Origin of the sequence: Rurimicrobium arvi, from assembly GCF_039540495.1 — a bacterium.
Lineage (GTDB): Bacteria > Bacteroidota > Bacteroidia > Chitinophagales > Chitinophagaceae > Rurimicrobium > Rurimicrobium arvi.
In genome coordinates this window covers 1,141,668-1,159,949 of sequence record NZ_BAABEZ010000022.1, presented here as the reverse complement: position 1 = coordinate 1,159,949, position 18,282 = coordinate 1,141,668, and the positions used below count along the sequence as shown (strand labels likewise).

At 44.2% G+C, this 18,282-nt stretch carries 15 protein-coding genes; 4 read left to right on the top strand and 11 right to left on the bottom strand.

Annotation, left to right across the window (positions count from 1 at the left end; genetic code table 11):
• Positions 1-69: 69 nt before the first annotated feature.
• A complete protein-coding gene (locus ABD846_RS11810) occupies positions 70-3,027 on the bottom strand; it encodes a DUF7948 domain-containing protein (RefSeq protein ID WP_486374924.1) in 2,958 nt (985 codons plus the stop codon).
• A gap of 441 nt (positions 3,028-3,468) precedes the next feature.
• Between ABD846_RS11810 and ABD846_RS11805 the strand changes: the two genes are divergently transcribed.
• From ABD846_RS11805 to ABD846_RS11795, 3 genes are read left to right on the top strand one after another with little or no spacing between them, the layout of a single operon-like run.
• Positions 3,469-3,915 carry a helix-turn-helix domain-containing protein gene (locus ABD846_RS11805; protein ID WP_344827136.1) on the top strand — a complete coding sequence of 149 codons (447 nt, stop codon included), beginning with the start codon at positions 3,469-3,471 and terminating at the stop codon, positions 3,913-3,915.
• A gap of 25 nt (positions 3,916-3,940) precedes the next feature.
• Positions 3,941-4,276, top strand: a complete 336-nt coding sequence (locus ABD846_RS11800) for a hypothetical protein (RefSeq protein WP_344827134.1) — start codon at positions 3,941-3,943, stop codon at positions 4,274-4,276.
• A gap of 56 nt (positions 4,277-4,332) precedes the next feature.
• Positions 4,333-4,740, top strand: a complete 408-nt coding sequence (locus tag ABD846_RS11795; protein WP_344827131.1) for a helix-turn-helix domain-containing protein — start codon at positions 4,333-4,335, stop codon at positions 4,738-4,740.
• Positions 4,741-4,825: 85 nt separating this feature from the next.
• On the opposite strand, the gene ABD846_RS11790 is transcribed toward ABD846_RS11795, so the two are convergent.
• The 9 genes from ABD846_RS11790 to ABD846_RS11750 all read right to left on the bottom strand — a co-directional run bounded on the left by ABD846_RS11790 (position 4,826) and on the right by ABD846_RS11750 (position 14,585).
• Positions 4,826-7,852, bottom strand: a complete 3,027-nt coding sequence (locus ABD846_RS11790; protein ID WP_344827128.1) for a S8 family serine peptidase — start codon at positions 7,850-7,852, stop codon at positions 4,826-4,828.
• A gap of 145 nt (positions 7,853-7,997) precedes the next feature.
• The gene (locus tag ABD846_RS11785) at positions 7,998-8,957 is read right to left on the bottom strand and encodes a T9SS type A sorting domain-containing protein (RefSeq protein ID WP_344827125.1); all 960 of its coding nucleotides are present in this window, start codon (positions 8,955-8,957) and stop codon (positions 7,998-8,000) included.
• A gap of 137 nt (positions 8,958-9,094) precedes the next feature.
• Entirely contained in the window at positions 9,095-9,526 is a 432-nt protein-coding gene (locus ABD846_RS11780; RefSeq protein ID WP_344827122.1) for a T9SS type A sorting domain-containing protein, read from the bottom strand.
• A gap of 76 nt (positions 9,527-9,602) precedes the next feature.
• The gene (locus ABD846_RS11775; protein WP_344827120.1) at positions 9,603-10,361 is read right to left on the bottom strand and encodes a prolipoprotein diacylglyceryl transferase family protein; all 759 of its coding nucleotides are present in this window, start codon (positions 10,359-10,361) and stop codon (positions 9,603-9,605) included.
• Positions 10,362-10,363: 2 nt separating this feature from the next.
• Entirely contained in the window at positions 10,364-11,878 is a 1,515-nt protein-coding gene (locus tag ABD846_RS11770; RefSeq protein WP_344827117.1) for a matrixin family metalloprotease, read from the bottom strand.
• A gap of 19 nt (positions 11,879-11,897) precedes the next feature.
• A complete protein-coding gene (locus ABD846_RS11765) occupies positions 11,898-12,680 on the bottom strand; it encodes a hypothetical protein (protein WP_344827115.1) in 783 nt (260 codons plus the stop codon).
• A 630-nt stretch (positions 12,681-13,310) separates the two neighbouring features.
• A complete protein-coding gene (locus ABD846_RS11760) occupies positions 13,311-13,784 on the bottom strand; it encodes a response regulator (RefSeq protein ID WP_344827113.1) in 474 nt (157 codons plus the stop codon).
• Between the two features lie 259 nt (positions 13,785-14,043).
• Complete coding sequence (locus ABD846_RS11755; protein ID WP_344827112.1) at positions 14,044-14,325, bottom strand: hypothetical protein; 282 nt, start codon at positions 14,323-14,325, stop codon at positions 14,044-14,046.
• Positions 14,326-14,339: 14 nt separating this feature from the next.
• The gene (locus tag ABD846_RS11750) at positions 14,340-14,585 is read right to left on the bottom strand and encodes a hypothetical protein (protein WP_344827111.1); all 246 of its coding nucleotides are present in this window, start codon (positions 14,583-14,585) and stop codon (positions 14,340-14,342) included.
• Positions 14,586-14,743: 158 nt separating this feature from the next.
• Here ABD846_RS11750 and ABD846_RS11745 point away from each other — a divergent pair, with 158 nt between their 5' ends.
• The gene (locus tag ABD846_RS11745; protein WP_344827110.1) at positions 14,744-15,244 is read left to right on the top strand and encodes a helix-turn-helix domain-containing protein; all 501 of its coding nucleotides are present in this window, start codon (positions 14,744-14,746) and stop codon (positions 15,242-15,244) included.
• A gap of 90 nt (positions 15,245-15,334) precedes the next feature.
• Here the strand turns inward: ABD846_RS11745 and ABD846_RS11740 are convergent, their stop codons facing one another.
• On the bottom strand, positions 15,335-18,274 hold the full coding sequence (locus ABD846_RS11740) for a DNA polymerase III subunit alpha (protein ID WP_344827109.1): 2,940 nt from the start codon (positions 18,272-18,274) through the stop codon (positions 15,335-15,337).
• Positions 18,275-18,282 lie beyond the last annotated feature (8 nt).

Sequence of the window (18,282 nt, the reverse complement as noted above, 5' to 3'; positions counted from 1 at the left end):
ATCAGATGTTTGCTTGTTAAAAAGAAAAAGCCGGAAGGATCACTCCTTACCGGCTTAGGAAATCAGCCCCTATTTCCCATTATTTGATGTTGACTTTATTAGTTTCTGTGTGCCGGTAAACAGACCATTGGTATCGTAGAACTGAAGCAGGTACAACCCGGCAGGAAGCCCTGAAATATCCACCTTATTAGTGTCACTGCTGTGAAGCAACAACCTCCCGTCTGTGGCCAGAACGGAAACGCCTGCAACTGCTCCGGTTACGCTGAAGTAATCCTGTGCCGGGTTAGGATATACGCTGACAGCATGACCGGAGTTTAATTCAGCAATTGCGGTAGGAGGCAGGTAAGCAGTAGAAGTAGCGCTGCATCCATTGCTGTCCGTAACGGTCACACTGTAGGTACCCGTAGTGAGCACAAGCGTATAAGTTTGGTTGGTGGCACCGGTTATCGGGCTTCCGTTATGGTTCCATTGGTAAGAACTGAACAGGCCGGTGCTTAACAGGCTGCCGGAAGCAATAATTACCGGAACCGGTAAAGGATGCACGATCAGCGAATCAGTCAGGGAAGTATCAGCACAGCCAAAAGCCGAAGTAACTACAACGCTGTATATGCCGGAATGACGCGCCTTATAGCTGGCTGCATTTGCACCGCTGATACCGGAACCGGAACTCAGCCATTGGTAGGCAGCACCGGAAGAAGCGGTAAAAGTAGTACTGTCACCGTCACATATCTGAACCGTTACTGAAGGGGTGATCAGCGGGAGCGGTTGTACATATACCGGTTTAAGGGTTATAGTACTGCTGCCACAGAGGTAATTAGCTATTACCCTGATCGTATCGCCAACCGCTCCGGCAGTGACACTAATGCTGTTCGTTGTACTGCTGCCACTCCAGCCTGAAGGGAGCGTCCATGTGTAGGAGACAGCACCCGGTAAAGCTGCCACGCTGTAAGTGTAAGTAAGGCCACGGCAAACCGTATCATTACCCGTTACCGTAGCGGGAGCAGTCAGCACACAATCATTGATACGTACAAGAAAGGCATCGTAGTTATTGCCGCCAAAGCCGGACTGATAACTACCCGCAGTAGCCAGATCGCTTGTACTCGCTGTAGAACCGCCGATATACAACTCAGATAATGGAGTACAGTAAAGGGAAGTGGCCAGATCGTTATCATTACCGCCGAAGTAGCTTGCCCAAATCCTTGCTCCTGAAGTGTCGAATTTAACCAGCATACCATCGCGCGAACCGGATAGCGTATCTTTCATTGCTCCTGTGCTGGCAATACCCGAAGAGCTGGAAGAAACCCCAAGCATATAGACATGGTTCAGGTTATCGCATTGGATGCTGTAACCGTCATCATACCCGCCGCTGCCGTAGTAGGTTGCCCATGACAGGGAGCCGGAAGGCATGAACTTTGCCAGAAAGGCTTCATCCAGTCCGCCGGAGGCAGTCTGGTAGCTTCCCGCAGTAGCAATGCCGGAAGTGCTCAGAGCGTAACCGGTAAGATAGATATGGTCAGATGGGTCTGAAGTTATACTCAGCCCCCTGTCGTTAGCTGATCCGCCCATATAGGTACTCCACTGCCTTGCACCGGAGCTGTCAAACTTGGCTACAAAGATGTCTTCTCCTCCGCCGATAGTTGTCTGGTAGGCTCCTGTGGACGCAATGGCTGTACTACTCTTGGTATATCCTGTCAGGTAGACGTTCCATGCTTTATCAGCGCGAACCGACAAGCCTGCATCAGTAGAAGTACCACCAAAGTAGGTTGACCATATACGGGAACCTGAACCGGAGAATTTAAACAGGAACGCATCCTGTACGCCTCCGTAAGTAGCCTGATAGCTGCCGGTGGTAGCTATGGCAGACGAGCTTTGCGTGTAACCACCTACATACAGGTTGCCGGTACTGTCAACGGAGAGACACATCGCCTGATCAGTTGCAGTACCACCGATGTAGGTTGCCCATTTGCGGGTTCCGGTGCTGTCCAGTTTGACGAGAAATCCGTCTGTACCACCACCGATGGTTGCCTGATAGCTGCCGGTAGTAGAGATGGCGGTAGTACTGTTGGAGTAACCGCAGAAATAGACATTGCCAGCACCGTCGCAGGTAATACCGGTAGCATAATCCTGCCCGGTTCCTCCATAGTAGGTACACCACTTCATAGCACCTGTTTTGCTGAACTTGGCCACATAGGCATCGTTATTGCCGCCCAGTGTGGTCTGGTAGGCTCCGGTAGTGGCAATAGCAGCCGTGCTGTTGGTATAGCCTGCAAGGTAGACATAACCCGCAGTGTCAACACTCACGCAGCCGGTATTACTACGGTCGTCCATGCTGCCACCGAGGTAGGTACACCAGCTGAGCGCGGGATCAATAACCAGCGTACCGGAATAGTCGCTTACTTTGAAGCGCACTGTGTTGTTTTCAGTTTCATAAGCTGAGGCGATTGGCTTCTTACCGGCAAGCAAATAGGAAACCGGAGCTGCTTCAGTTATTGTTCCTGCCGGTGTAACTGCGATCAGGTTACCCTGGTTATCTGATGATAATCGGATAGTGCCACCATACTGGAGCGCAATATCGCTGACCTTACCACCGGGATGCACAACAAAGTCGTATTCCACTTTGCTGTCCCGTACATACAGCACCCAGTCAATGTTGGGGTATGCATTCTTATAGGTGATCTTTTGGTAAGCGTGAGCAGAGGCGGTATTACCGGAGCGGTAATGCAGTTCCGTGTAAGGTTGCTGTTGTTCTGTAAGCACACGGGCGTTTGTATCCGCTCCGATCAGGGTCACATCCATACGGTAGATGTCCGCCTGATCTTGCGTAGCGCGTGTCCACTGGTAATGCAGACTACCGTTACCAATAAACAGGTTCACACCGCCTGATTGAATGCGAAAGTCAATGTCGGATCGGTAGTGATAGTACTGATCAGTGATCTGCCCTTTGTTTTCGATAAAAGAAAAGGGCGTTTGGCCGGCAATGGTTGCTTTTGAATGTTGAGCATTTGCAGATAAAGCGCCGCTTAACATTAGGGAAAGGAGTAGAGGCTTGGTACGCATTTTTATGTATTTAGAAATTAAAACGCATTGGTTGAATGCGGCCATCTGCTAAATACATCGGTTATTGCTTAGAAATCCAAATATGCTGTCGGGTACTTTTAAAGGAAAGTCCTGAAAGAGCGTAGGCGCTCAGCTTATATCCAGATCGAGGCCGGGCAGGCCATTGACGAACAATAAGAGAGCAGCCCACGCCTTTTCAGGACGTGAGCTATTCACCTTATCACCTCGTCAGTTAAAAATTTGCCCTTTTCGATCTGAGGTTTCAAAGCGAATACTTCAAATATTTTGAAGCCGCAAAAATAATATTTCTCTTGCAAAGTGAATGCAGGAAGGTGATAATTCAAAAAATTGAAGTATATGTTTTGTTTTTGGTAGTTACAAACTGTAACTTTGAGTACAAATAAATTTGCTATGCCAAAGCCAATAGATCTTGAGGATTTGTTTAAAACGATCGGCGAAAATTTCCATACTATAAGAAATGCAAGAAAAGAAAAGCTTGATGTGGCGGCTGAAGCTGTCGGCGTGTCTCACCCTGTTTTAAGTCGTATCGAAAATGGTCGTTATTCAGGATTGAGCGTTGAACTATTAGTTAAACTCTGCAATCACTATCAGGTTAAACTCCAGCAAATTTTAGGTTTGGAAGTAATGCAGGTATTCAATCTTTCGCAAAGCGCTGAAAGCGGCTCTTCAAGTACTTTAAAGCAAGTTGTGAATGACGTGGCTGAAGGGTATATTCAAGCTTTGGAACAAGCAAAATCAGAAATAGCCTTTTTGCGTTCATTGGTTACACTTCCTGAAAAGGCACCCGTTGAAGTTTTTCAATTGAATGGGGCAAAATCAACGAAAAGGAGCAAGTAAAAATCTTGGTTATTGAAATTGAAATATGAAGATAACATATAAGACGACCGGATTTCTATTAGATGCAGAATACACAGCTGATTTATTAAACTTGTTGAGAGGTTATGCCAATAGATTCCCGCAATTGGATTTTCTTCACTTGGAGGTAAGAGAGTTACCATATCCATTAATCGGTAGAGATCTTATTGAGCCGTTTGAGTTTATAAAAGAAGAAAAGAAACTTGTTGTCCGGTTAACAGCACATAAATATTATGATCAGAAGGGAAAGGAAACTGGGAAGCCGGGAGTGGGAAGTGTATTTGAGAAAATTCGGTTTATGCTGAACAAGGCAATTGAAATGTTTGAAGCAGAAGAAATGTAATTAATTTTAGTCTGAAAAGAGTATTATATATGGACTTAGATAAACGAGAATATAAAATGCTGCGCGTTTTACGCGAGGTTAAAGGCTATACACAGGAGTATGTTGGTTCTTTTCTGGGTGTAGAGCAGAACACTTACTCCAAAATAGAGAATGGTCAGATCAGGTTGAAAGTTGAGCACATTCAAAAGCTGGCTGAATTGTATCACGTGGATGCGAGTGTTTTCCTTTGGGATGAAGGGCAGATTGTGAATTATAATTCCGGTGAAGGAAGCAAGAGCTACACTAAGAATACCATTAATGCAGAGAACTATCATGAGAGCGATCTTACAGCGATAAAAGAGCTGTACAGTCAGATCATTGCAGATAAAGACGTTCAGATAACTCTACTCAAAGAAGAGTTGAAGGAAGCGAAAGGTCAATTGAACAACCTTTTTGAAAAATTTGCTGAAAAACTCTCACTATAAGAAAGGGTTTAAGAATAATGTATAATAAAAGGGTTGCCATTGGCAACCCTTTTTGCTACCGAGGTAGCTGCTCAGAGAAAAATCCTTATTGTTTTTGCAGGTTTTTTGCATCCATAACTTTGCCGTCACACACAAGTATGGCAGTGTATATACCTGGCTGCAAATTAGCCAAATTTATTGTCTGGGAATTTTGTGTTACGTCGATCAGGTAATTGTTGATAGTAACATTTCCTGTTTGCACCAGTAAAATGTAAGCGCTTGTCACATTATCCAGTGTGTAGCTAATTGTCGTGCTGCTTGTTGCCGGATTCGGATACAGGCTTGTAATGGTTCCTGTTTTAACGTTCACCTGCACTTCATCATAGGATTTAAAGCCGTCAATGGTGCTTACCACTTCGAGTTTATATTTTGAAGTAACATCCGGATTAATAGTGAGGTCTTGTCCTTTATAAATCAAGTCCCCGTTTTCATCATACCAATTATACACAACAGCTTCCTGAATTGTAGCAGCGTCTATAGTAACCGGTGTATATTTGTCGGTAGTTTGATCTGGGCCTGCATCCGCTTTAAATGTGCTGTTAGCATAGTTATTGATCGTAAAGTTTTCTGCACCGAGCACATGTGCGGGTGTATCTGCAAATGATTGAGTAATGCAATACCTGTATTTTGTTTTTGTCGTGTCAGTGCTGTCAGTCATAAAACTAAATCCAAAGTATACTGGGATGCGGTAACCTGCTGCAAATTCTATATTCGGAATTGTTATGTCCGGACTACTCATAATAACCGTATTGTCTCCGGCATATTTTACGCCTTCAACGTTTAACATTCCTGCACTTTTCATGAAAGCGAAATCATTGTCGTTTGCAAAGTACAGGCTCACTTCTCCCATCTTTGTTATGTCGGTACCAAGCAGATCGTGAGGAACGAACAGGTGGAAATTATAACGCTGTGTATTTCCTGTAGGGTTTCCAATGAGTACAGTTCCTCCATAGGGAAGTACACGACCTCCCTGGGTGTAGATATGCGGTTTGTTATTGATATTGTTTACAACAAGTTCGTTATGTAGCGCGATGTTATTATTCAGGTCAACGTCCTGGTCAAGCCGCCCCGGATACACAGTTATCGGGTCCCAATTTGAGTTTTCAATGCGTGCTAATACACATGCAGACTGATTAATCTGAGAGCTGTCTAACATCCACGCAAATTCAAATGTTGAATCCTGGCCGGGCTGTATGGGCGGTATGTCTATGGTGCCGATTTTGTTTCCCAATGAATTGGAGCCATTCCAGTTTTGCGGCCATGATTGCCAGCTTGATTTAGCGCTCCAGTATACGCTCAGTTTTTCATGCCCGTATCCCGCGTTGCTGTTACAACCTTTATTGCGCACGGTGACATAAACATAAACCGGTTGCGTGCGACTATATTCGGGGCTTTCATTTTCCCGGTTGGTAAAGCCGTCTGGCTGATTGCGTACCCACACGTCCGGGCTTTCGTCATCAGTTACATTAGGCGGATAAGTTGCAAGAGGGAACCCGAAGTCACCGACAAAATCGCGAATATATAGATCATAGAGCTGATTGGTGATCATTCCATTCGCTAAGTAAAGTGCATCATCAACTTTTAGCCTTCCGTAACCGACTTCCTGATCCCATCCGGGACGGTTGGGGTCACTGTTAAAACCGTAGTGTTGTAGCGCACCTCCCAAATGATCTTTGTCGGCGGTACTTTGCAATATATCTTTTATTTGCTTGGGAGACAGGCAGGGATTAACAGAGAGTAGCAATGCTGCAGCGCCGCTTACGATGGGAGCTGCAAAGGAAGTGCCAGTAAATGCATCATAGTCTGATCCGGCGGATGTCCAGGTTGTGGTAACAATGTCTTCGTCCGGGGCTACTATGCTCAGTTCGTTGCCGAAATTGGCAAAATGGCTCCGGTATGTTCCATTATTTGTACCTCTTTGCACACCACCTACGGCTATAACAAAAGGGTTATTTGCCGGGTATTCCACGGGGGGAGAACTGACATTTGTTGCGGAGTTGCCGGTCGAGGCAACCAGGGTGACACCATGATCATAAGCGTATTTGATGGCAACATTCATTGCTCCGAATCCTACTGTATCAACCAGGCTGGTAGTGGTAGCCGTTCCGGTCATGTCAACAGGAAATCCTAAGCTCATATTAATGACTTTAGCTTTCATCATCGTTGCATAATATATCGCGGGATAGATGTCGCTCATGTGTGCTTCATTTATCTCCTGACCGGAAGATGTATAATGTGTATAGCCAACATTTAGCCCCATCAGCTTAACTCCGGGATTATTGCTGTAACCACCAGCCATACCGTTGTAGCCAATGCCCTGACTGTAGGAGTTTATGTTGCCGGTTTTTTCTGCGATCACTCCGGCCACCTCAGTGCCATGAGCGGATAACGGCGTGTGCACGTCATTGGTATTAGCGTAAAAGTTCCATCCTTTATAATCGTCGGCAAAAAGGTTTACATCCGGGTCTGTATGATGGCCTGTTGTTGGATCGTTCTCGTTAGACCAGGGGTCTCCGTAATTGCGGTAGATATTGGTGATGTTGTCTGTTGAGAATCCGAGATCCTGGTGCTCCCAATGAAGCCCCCAATCCAATACCGCAACAATTATAGATGTGTCACCTCCGGTGTACTGTTGTGAATTAAAGTCTGCACTTACCTGCGCAATATGGTATTGATCGGCTGTAGGGTTGGAGCCTGGGTTGTTTTGAGTAGCACTAGGATCATCATGAATTGTAAATATACGGTCAATGTCTACGCTTCTGACGACGGTGTTTTTCTTAATGTTCTTAATAAAATTGAACATATCATAGACGTTTCCGTTCAGTGTATAATTGTAAAAGCCAAGGACAGGTCTTCCTTTGCGGTAGATTCCGCTATTGTTTTCAAATTCGGTGATAGTTCCGTCAGATGTACCGGGGGCATATTGTACGATCAGGGAATTGTCTGCAATGGGAAAAAGCTTTTGTGTTGCCTGCTGGAAGAAATACCAGTGCCCACCGCTAAAGACATAGGTGCTTCCCTGGTAGGTTTGTGTTGTAGTAGAATCCTGTGCGGCTGATTTTTTTGTTTGCAATAGGCAGGTAAATAGCAATAAATAGAGATATTGCTTTTTCATAAAGTTTGTGCGTTTAAATGTGGTTTTTAAAATGATGAGTGTAAGAAGTTCCACTCGCTGTGAACGTCACAGCGGCTATACAAGAACAGTGTAGCGTCAAAATTTATTCCTTTATGAATTTCAGAACCCCGATGCCTTTGTCTGAGGACAGATTCAAAAAATAGAGACCCGGAGAGAGATTTTGCACATTGATCGTATTTGTGTTTTGCAGGCTTCCGGATGACACTAATTTACCGTCAGGTGAATAGATCGAAAATCCTGAAAGGCGGATGTTCTGATCCATTTTAATAGATAAGGACAACTTAGTAGGATTTGGGTAAAGTTGTACCGATTGACTGGATAATTCATTGATACCGCTTGGATCGGTATCCGGCTCTTTCCAGGTAGATACGTATTCTACTTTACAGTCATAGTATACGTGAAATTTCCAATAGCGCAGGAAATTATACCTGTAAACTACATTCACAAAAGTTGGTGTAATTGTAGCTGTAACATCATCTCCCCAATTCTGAACTGCCGGAATGGCTGCGTACTGTATACCTGGTATTGTCTGAAACAAGGCTACCATTTTGGGCATGTTAAAATAGTCGCTATCGGTCTGAAGTGATACCATATTGCCGGATGCGCTGAAAACACTTAAATGATAAGTGTTAAGCAGGCTGTCTATTCGATGGTAACCGCATGGGATAATACTATTGACCAGATTTTTTGCCCATTGCTGAGAAGTATCACACACGATGTCCAAGTCTGATATGCCTGTTGTAGGATATGCGCCTATATGCCGGTAATTGATGATCGTATCTCTTACCGGCAGGCTTGTAGCATTGTAAATCGCCACAATTGCTCTAAGGAACGTGTCTCTTTTCATCGGATCTATAGCAATACTGTCTTTATAGGCGGTATTATTGCTGTAAGAGGTTCTTACTGCCAATTCGCTTGCGTTGTACTTGCATTTATTGATAACTGAATCCGGTCCGGTGCATGACGAAATTACTGTTTGTGCATTGCTGCCATAATGAAGCAAACCAGATAGTGCAATTGCCAGTGTAACTATCTTTTTCATAAAGTCTTTTTTGTTGTTGCTGATAAGCCGGTTTCCCTGCTCAGCTGCAAAAGTTATTGTTAATAAAAGTTGTCTATCAGGTGTTGTGATTTAAAAGGTGCAGGTTGAGCATTCACCTGCACCTCAAAAACAAGTCACTATTCTTTTAGGAGCTTGAACGATTCACTTGCGCCATTTTTGTCAAAAAGCCTGACGATGTAAAAGCCATGTAGAAGCCCGGAGGCATTGATCATACCGGTCTGGTTGTTCAGGTTTTTCCCAGCGCATACAATTCGACCTGTGACATCACTTACACTATAATTTACTACCAGGTTGTCTGCGCCCATATCGTAATAGATAACGTCTGAGAACGGGTTGGGGTAGAGCTTGGCAGTTCCTGCTGTGTTGATCTTTCTACCGTTTGAACCACATTCATTAACGATCAGTTGATAGGTTGTGGTGTCTGTGAACTGATCACAGTTATCATACGCCACAGACATGAAGTTGTAGGTTCCTGGTGTATTATAGCTTACCGTTATGGTTTGCGTGGTAGCGGTACTACTATTAGGATAAATCCATAAATAGTGCAAGTAGTATGAAGGTGCGGTAAGCGCGACCGCTGATCCTGTACATCTTGTTATGGTTGTATCCTGGCTGCGCGCTATGCTAACGAAGGCCAGTAGGCATACTAAAATTATTATTGATTTGACCTGTTTCATTTTTGATTGTTTTTAAACTGATTAAAAAAATTGCTGGCATAAGCATAACCAGACCCAGCGATATAAACTGGTTCAGTGTTAATCCCCAATAAAGCATTCGGTTGGTTCGGATAAACTCAATCAGGAACCTGCTTAACGGGAATAGGAATAGTGATGAGAGTACAATTTCCCTGTACTTCCCATTCCTGAACGCAAAGAGGTAGACAATGCATAGGAAAAGATTTAACGTCATTTCATAAACGGGTGTGGGAAAGACAGGGAAAAGTGTTTGCTTATACCCCCATGTGTACCTTATTCCCAGTCCTGAGAATGTAACTCTGCCGTAGCAACCATCTGCGCTCAAATGGCAGCCAAGCCGTCCGATACTGTAGCCGAGGTGAAAGATTATTTCAAATAAGGCTGCAATTCGCAGGTATTCTCTCTGATCCCTCGCAAATTTCTGTATAAAGAATATGCTCAGAATTACCAGTGGAATATAACCGCCATAGAAAGTAAGTCCCGATCTGTTGTTAAATATCTTGTCCCAGCTAAGCTCGCTGGCGGGAGTTGATTCAAGAATAGATAACACACGTGAACCTAAAAGCCCAATGACAAATACTAAGCCTCCGTAGGCCAACAAGTCTGCTATCTTTACGCGTTTGAACGTAAGGATGCCAATCAGCAGTATGCAAAGCAGAACGGCAAGGCTATAAAGGCGTAGGTACATTGCTAGTTCAGATTTGAGTCGTGCGCTAATATGAGGCTCTCGTAAGCCTGTTTTATATTTCGTCCTCTGAAGCTTGGCAGAAGGGCATTTGTAAACGCTATTTCATCTTTGAACCTGTCTGAAATATTTAACTTCAGAAGTTCATTATTGAAATTTCGCAACAGTGCGATCTGGTCATCGGTAAGATAGAGTGCAGGATTCCCTTCATTATCTGCGCAACGGAACGTAGCATCAAAGACAGGCGAAAATGCGTCTATGATTTTGTCTAGAGCGAAAAAGGCGTTTGCATAATCTTTATACTCGTCGCTCATCTGCCTGCCGCCGGTTGTATACCTTTCATATTTGGTAAATGCGTCAGTCAGCAGCTCTTCATTTTCTAATACCATTATGAGCGCTCTACGACTTCTTGGGAAGTCGTAAGGATGTGTTGCGGAGGCATAGTTATTAAAGTTATTTACGGCTGGTTGACTGATGCCAAAATTATTTGTTGGCGTTTTATTGCCAGTATTTTGGAATACACAATAGAAGCCTGCATGTGTTGTGCCGTTTTCGTCATTGTAACAATAAGCATGGTCATGGGTCGGGTCTCCGCCATTATCCTGATTACTGCTGCATCCATCACCGCTCCCTAGCCCGTCTCCTAAACCAGGAACTGTACGACATTTTACATAATGCTGGTTTCCGGTATACCATTTCCCGCAGGATACAAAGCCAATATTATCTCCGGGATCAGTACCTCCGGCAGATGAAAGACCACGATTGTATAAAAAGCGAATAGCGGCCTCATCTTCAGGAGAAAGATCGCGGATTATTGTATTTGTCGGTAATGTTTCAACCATTACCGAATAAGTGCTCGCATTATTTTTGATATGGCCTAAACCAAGGAAGTGCCCTAATTCATGAAGAATCGCAGAGGGGTAATCATAGCAGATACTTGAATTGTAACCTTGGCCAGACCCTTGGTGGGGATTAGAAGTTGAGGGCGGTATTGCGACCCATCCATACTGCCCGGTAACGAAAGCATGTAAGATTATATCCGTTTCCTGGAACACCCTGGATTGAGAATTGCAAATATTAGGTTTAGCATTGTAAGTAAGACGATAGAAAGTAATTGCAAGGTGCGTAAAATCATTTCGGGTCATGTAGGTTCCATCCTGGTCGAGCCAAATGGAATTCATTGCGTCCGAAGCCGTTTTACTACCGGGGTTTTGTGAACTGACATTAATAATTATGTGAGGAATATTGGTTTGGTTTAATGTCGCGTCAGACCAAACTTGAGCCATCTGTTGCGTGACAGGAGTAAAATAGTAACCTGCGGCTGCCAGTGTGTAATCAACTGTTATAGTAGTGGAAATATCGGTTGACGGTATCTGGTACATAGATGTTCCTCCGGCAGGAGGTTCTACAGAAATGTAGCCCCAGCGCCCGAAAAAGTAGTTCATATCGTTATCTGGGATAAAGGTGCCAGAAGCGAGTATTAAGCAACACGCTAGTAATGGCAAAAAGAGTTTTTTCATAATTTGTAGTTTATGGTGATTAATGATGGGATAAGAATCCTTTGATGTCTTTTAGGGAGAGCTTATGGCTTTCGTAAGCACTGCTAATATCATGTACTCCCATAGATAAAATAAATGAGGTAGGGCAGTAGCTATCGTCTGCGTCTTTTAGACTGATACCGATTTTCTTCAGGTACAGCATTTCCATGTAATCCCATTTGTTCAGGACGAACAGATAGGTTTTACCAGCGTCGTAGGGTTTTACATCTCCGATAAAATCGTATGTGACCTTATGTGTGATTTTGCTTCTGTGCAAGCCGTACAATTGCGTTTTGGCTGATACAAAATCACCAGGCTTTACGGCGTATCTGCTGTGTATTACCTCCTTGATTTTAATGAGCACATTAGTGGCCAGGAAATACTGACCTGCTTTTGCAGAGGTGTCTTCGTTTAGGACGTTTGATACTTCTCCAATAATAATCAATGGGGAAAACGCGAGATTCAGCTTAGTCTGATCGTCCAGGTACTGGAACCTGCTGTAATGCTCCGGGTTCAGCAATGCAGTATCAACCAGGCCGCGTACTATTGGCAAATAGTAATAGCTGAACTTGTCACCCCCGCGCAGGCAAGGGTATTTTTTGAAATACTGGTTGGTGTAAAAAGCTGCTGTGTCCTGAGCTTTCGGTTCCAGCATAGGCTCGTCCAAATTCGAGTTTTGAATGCAACCAGGGTCGCCAACGTGAGATCTGCCAAGTGTTTTTGAAAGGTAAATACCGGTAAGGCAGGCAATGAAAAGAAAAGCGTACAATGAGAAATGCTTCATAGTTAATGTTTGGGTGTAAAATGGATGTGTGGTTCACCGCAGCACGTTGTGCATTGTGGGTTTTGCGAAAAGTCAGAATAGTTATGGATTTGGAAGTCGCTAAATTGAAACGTATGAATGCAAAGGACATTAGATGCCTTATAGCGGCTCACTGGTTGCTCCGTGGACAAGCCGGAGACAGATGACGCATTTGAGCAAGTCTTGGTGCCATAGTTAACGTTTCTGCCTGTTACCTTGGTTGGCAGCTGTGATACAGCAGCTTCAGAGCCTGCTGTAGCTTGATTAACAATAGAGCAGTATGTTAGCAACAGGAAGGAACAATGCCTGTTCATAACGCGGATTTAGCTTCATAGAAGGAGTCTTCGATTAATGAGTCCAAGCATATAAGGCGGTAGCTTCATATCTCTGTAACGATGTTGGTCAGAGTAAGTCCGGGAAGAGTTAAGTTCAGTAGCGGTCAGTAACTACAAAGTAAGGCACAATGCATGCAACCAATCTGCAAGCTGTAAATAATGTTTACGGCGCTGGTAAACAGGTATGCAAGTTTGCTGGCTTACTTAGGACGAAAGGTACGCAAATTGCCTTATATATTTTATTTAGAACGATTTGCGTTTGTTTGAAATAGAAATTTTACAATGCCATTGCGGAACTATTGTAGCAAACATTCCCTTGTTCATAAAAGTATTTCAACATGGCTTGCTTCATCCAGTCGGATATGTAATAGCCTTTGTGTACAATTTCGTATAAACCCTCTTTCCATTCATCAGGTTGACTGCATTTAGGCAGGAAACTCTGGCAGCCCCCTTTAAGCATTAAGATCAGTTTTTCCACGCTCTTTTCTGAAGACATACCCATGATTCTTACCGATGGGTACTTTTCCCGGATAATGGCAGCCGCTTTATCTCCTGTAAGCAAGGGCATTTGGTGATCAACTATACATACCTGCGGTAGTTTTTCTGCTTTATTCAGTAGATCAAGCAAAGTGCTGCCATTATCAGCAAGGAGTATAATCTTAAATCCCATTTGTGTGAGATAAGATTCCAGAGCATCTCTTATCTGGCGGTGGTCATCTGCGATTGCAAGCGTGATAGATTGGTTATGCATAAAAGGCAAATTTGATGCACAGCTATAACTGCGCAATTTGGTTACTGCCGGGCAAGTAATAAAATTTCCTACGATCTATTCTCAGGACGAAGGAAGGTCAAAGAATCTTTTTTGACAAGTTCAATAAGTGATAGTTTAGTCAAAAAAGGGATAAAGGACTTTCGGGAGGGAAGAACCCGGTGGTTCATGGTGGTGCCATGAAAGTACAGCATTTTCCTAACCGGATTATCAACTGCCCCCTTTTTGGGGTAGAAGTGGGTTATTTCCGGTTCTTCAACTCCGTAGTACCGTTGTCCGATACCAGAAATTCAACCTGCAGCAGATTCAAAATATTGGTAAGTTCCGGAGCAATGTTATTTTCGATATGATCTACAAAGGTTTTAAGTGCCAGCAGGTCCAGACCGAACTTGAAAAGTTCCTGCTTGCATCTTCTGCATCCACATAGGTTATAGTTTTGCTCCATTGCATCGTAAGCACGTTGGTATTTCGCCAATAGGGCTGAATAGGACTGATAAATGGCGAGGTCGGTGAGGTTTTTCATGGGGGAGGTGAGTTTTATGGTTTAGGTTCGTTTTCCAGTTCCTGCAACGATTTGTTCAGTACAGAACATATCGCCTGTTTTGTCTCTTGGCGGACGTAAGTATTATCATCTGGTCGCATGTACATAATCCGGCGAAGAGTATGAATGCTCTGACCTGATTTTAAGATGATTGCCTGTATTGCATCCTGCCTTTTCTTTACAGACAGGTTCATCAGCCAGGCTCGTAGGTTGAATCGGAATTCACGGTTAATTGCCTCCATAATAGTTTGGTTAAAAAGGGTAATTTATTTGTCTTTTCTTCTAAAATTTTATAAATTTGGAGCAAGTTTAGCGAATAAAGTTACATAAAAGGACAATATAAATTTACCAAAAAAGGACAATAATTGTCCAATAACAATTAAATGCTATCGGAATCTTTATGAAATTTGATCTTAAAAAATTCAGGATGCACTACGGTTTCCATAAGCAGAAGGATTTTGCTGATAAGGTTAATTACCAGGCTCCGGTAATTTCCAGGATGGAAAAGGATGAGCAGGGAAAGCCGGTAAGTGACAAGCTATTAATCGCAATAGAAAATGCTTTTCAAGTAAACCTGGATCAGTTTAAGCGATATGATCGAAACAAGCTGGGATTGTACCGCGATAACGTTTTACCTGCGGATTTTTTCCAGGAGCGTATAACTACAAAGCAAGGCGGTGGCAGTCATAAAGAAAATGACAACCTTAAACAACAGCTCATTGGCCTTTTGGAGGAAAAGAGTGCATTAGACAATAAGTATTTTGTGTTGTCTAAGCAACAACATCAGAAGACGGTAGATCTTGCTCTGTTACAGGAACAGCTTTCTTTAATCCGCAAGCTGACTGATGATTCTCAACAAATACTTGAAAGGCTGTTAGCTTCAGAGAAAATACCATTATGAAAATAGAGTGGGTTGCATAAGGATAGCAACTCTTTTTACATCATAATGAACGTGCTGTTAATCGGGAGTATCTGGCATGTAAGGCAATAGTTATTCGCTGCGAGGATCGGGCTTTAAAGGCATTCGCCCGATTTTGCTGACTTCAATTGCCGGGCAGCCAAATTCACTGACGACCTTTCCTTCCACCAGGTAAAGTCCGTTGCCATTGAGTGGATAACGGGCGAGTGATTGCGGAAAATGTACCGTGTCAAAAAATTCACCGCTTACGTCCAGGAAGGTGCCAAATTTCATCACTTGACCGTTCCTGGTCTGCACGTATTTATCACATACAAAATCACCGACCATACGTACCGTTTTTCCTACATAGCCTATCAGTGCCTGAGCAGATGCATCTCCCCGAAAAGATGATCTGGCCAGGTCAAACATGGTAGCACTCACAGGAAAGCCGATCAGTTCGATCTCGTCGTAAATATCTTCCAGCAGGCTATGCTCCAGGCTGGGTAATTTTGGATTTTGCGCCGGGGAACCGAATAGCAGGTTGGGGTTACGCGCTTTTGTTTTAGGTGTATTGAGCAACATCTGTGCCTCCCATAACAGTTCTTTCTTGCCGATGCCAAGACTACGGAATGCGCCACAGCGGATTAGCAGGATAATCTGCTCCAGTCCGGCTCCGGTACGCAAACTGAAATGCTCAATGCTGGTATATGGGCCACGCGCCTGACGTTCTTCTGGGATGCGCAGCGCCAGTTCCCGTTCCATGTGCAATAGGCAGTCGAAGCCCAGGTAAATATCTGTTCCGGTTATAGAAGTATTGAATGCGCTGGTATTAATGCAGGGCAGGTTGATGTTTGCCCCGGAAATGCGCGCTTCATTCACATATACCTTGCGTTGGTAAAAGCCGCCATAATTATTGAGTACGGCCACCATAAACTCCAGCGGGTAATAGGTCTTCAGGAACAGGCTCTGGTAGCTTTCAACTGCAAAAGAAGCGGAGTGTGCTTTATTAAAACTATATCCGGCAAAGCTCTCCATCTGCCGCCAGATCTCTTTGGTAATCGCTTCATCATAACCTTTCTCCCGGCAATTAGTAAAAAATTTGTCGTGTATCTCTTCCAAATGCTTTTTGCTACGTCCTTTACCACTCATCATGCGCCGCAATACATCTGCATCCGCCATATCCAGACCACCGTAATGATGACCGATCTTCATGACATCTTCCTGGTACACCATGACTCCATAAGTCTCACCCAGTTGCTCTTCCATAATGGGATGCAGGTGTTCAATCTTGGTAGGATCGTGATGCCGCTCAATAAAAGCCTTCATCATGCCAGACGAGGCTACTCCCGGACGGATAATTGAACTGGCGGCTACCAGCGTCCTGTAAGTATCGCAGGCCAGTTTAATGATCAACTGCCGCATGGCAGGTGATTCGATATAAAAACAGCCAATCGTTTTTGCAGAGCGGAGCTGCGTCGCAATCACCGGATCTTTAAAAAACTCCTTTGGTCTGGATGTATCTACGACCACTCCCCGGTTGGCCTTGATGATCTCTTTGCAGTCTTTGATATGACCTATACCTCGTTGGGAAAGGATGTCGAACTTTTCAAACCCTATGTCTTCGGCCAGATGCATGTCGTATTGCACAGTCGGCAATCCTTTGGGCGGATAATCCAGCGCAGAATAACAGGTCAGCGGCTCTTCAGATATGAGTACACCGGAAGCATGGATCGTTCGCAGGTTTGGGAAATCCTCGATCTGCTGATAGACGTTCAGTATCATCCGGGTAATTTCATTTTTGTTGAGGATACTGTCCGGCTCATGAACCAGACGGTCAATATCGCCCTTCGGCAATCCGTAGACCTTTCCCATCTCCCGGATAATACTACGTGACCGGAATGTGCTCATCGCCCCCATGAGTGCGGTTTTACCGCCCTGGTAGCGCTTAAAGATGTAATCATACACTTCATCACGTTCGGCCCAGGAAAAATCAACATCAAAGTCCGGCGGAGATTTCCGCTTGGGATTCTGGAACCGCTCAAAGGGCAGGTTCAGTTCAATCGGGCATACATCAGTAATACCAAGACAATAGGCGATCAGGCTATTAGCTCCGCTACCACGTCCCACATAGTGAAAATTACGATGGCGGGCATACCGGCAGATATCATCCGTAATTAGGAAGTAAGAAGAGAAATTTAGGTTGTCGATAATTTCCAATTCCCGTAACGCTCTTTGTTTTGCGGCCTGGTCTCTGCGGCCATAACGGTGCATAAAACCATCCATCGCATATTTTTCCAACAGCAGCTTATCATCATAGCGGTTGCCAGTAAAGGTTTGTTTGTTACGCTGACGGTTGAAGTCAAAGTCAAAAGAACAACCGGATAAAAGGCATTCGGTATTAGCGATCAGTTCCGGAAAGTCTTTAAACTTAGCCAGCAACTGCCTGCGAGAAGGGAATACTTCTCCTGCATCGGCGCATTCGCCGGGCTTTAATTGTGATATAAGCACGTTATGGTCGATAGCACGCAACTGTGTATGCAGACGGTATTGGTCATTAGTAATGAAAGTAACCGGCTGCCAGATGACATAACGTTCGTATAGCCCTTTCTGAAGGCGGATTTTATTTAGATGCTGGTGTCGGATACCGACGTATTCATTGTCCCTGAATGGCCTTTCCAATTCAGTTCCGAATGGATAAATCACATTTACATGTTGCCATTGAGGTGCGGTCTTTGGCAATGCAGATTTTTCACGGTTGCACCTGGTCATTAATTCATTCAGTTCTTTAAATCCTGCCGGGTTACGGGCAATGCCAACATACAGCAAAGTATCTCCGTTGCGAAATTCCATACCCGCAAGACCGCGTATACCAACCTGACTACATGCTTTAATAAATGCAAGAGAACCGGTGCTGTTGTTGATGTCCGTCAGTACAGCACAGTGATAGCCGCGCTGTTGCAGCCCCTCCACCAGTTCTCCGATAGAGAGCGTGCCATAACGCAGGCTATAATAACTATGAATATTGAACAGCATAACATTAC

Bases quoted from the DNA above. Each gene is read 5' to 3' on its own strand.
- ABD846_RS11805 (WP_344827136.1), top strand. From the start codon at position 3,469: ATGCCAAAGCCAATAGATCTTGAGGATTTGTTTAAAACGATCGGCGAA.
- ABD846_RS11775 (WP_344827120.1), bottom strand. From the start codon at position 10,361: ATGTACCTACGCCTTTATAGCCTTGCCGTTCTGCTTTGCATACTGCTG.
- ABD846_RS11760 (WP_344827113.1), bottom strand. From the start codon at position 13,784: ATGCATAACCAATCTATCACGCTTGCAATCGCAGATGACCACCGCCAG.
- ABD846_RS11755 (WP_344827112.1), bottom strand. From the start codon at position 14,325: ATGAAAAACCTCACCGACCTCGCCATTTATCAGTCCTATTCAGCCCTA.
- ABD846_RS11750 (WP_344827111.1), bottom strand. From the start codon at position 14,585: ATGGAGGCAATTAACCGTGAATTCCGATTCAACCTACGAGCCTGGCTG.
- ABD846_RS11770 (WP_344827117.1), bottom strand. From the start codon at position 11,878: ATGAAAAAACTCTTTTTGCCATTACTAGCGTGTTGCTTAATACTCGCT.
- ABD846_RS11740 (WP_344827109.1), bottom strand. From the start codon at position 18,274: ATGCTGTTCAATATTCATAGTTATTATAGCCTGCGTTATGGCACGCTC.
- ABD846_RS11745 (WP_344827110.1), top strand. From the start codon at position 14,744: ATGAAATTTGATCTTAAAAAATTCAGGATGCACTACGGTTTCCATAAG.
- ABD846_RS11800 (WP_344827134.1), top strand. From the start codon at position 3,941: ATGAAGATAACATATAAGACGACCGGATTTCTATTAGATGCAGAATAC.
- ABD846_RS11765 (WP_344827115.1), bottom strand. From the start codon at position 12,680: ATGAAGCATTTCTCATTGTACGCTTTTCTTTTCATTGCCTGCCTTACC.
- ABD846_RS11795 (WP_344827131.1), top strand. From the start codon at position 4,333: ATGCTGCGCGTTTTACGCGAGGTTAAAGGCTATACACAGGAGTATGTT.
- ABD846_RS11785 (WP_344827125.1), bottom strand. From the start codon at position 8,957: ATGAAAAAGATAGTTACACTGGCAATTGCACTATCTGGTTTGCTTCAT.
- ABD846_RS11810 (WP_486374924.1), bottom strand. From the start codon at position 3,027: ATGTTAAGCGGCGCTTTATCTGCAAATGCTCAACATTCAAAAGCAACC.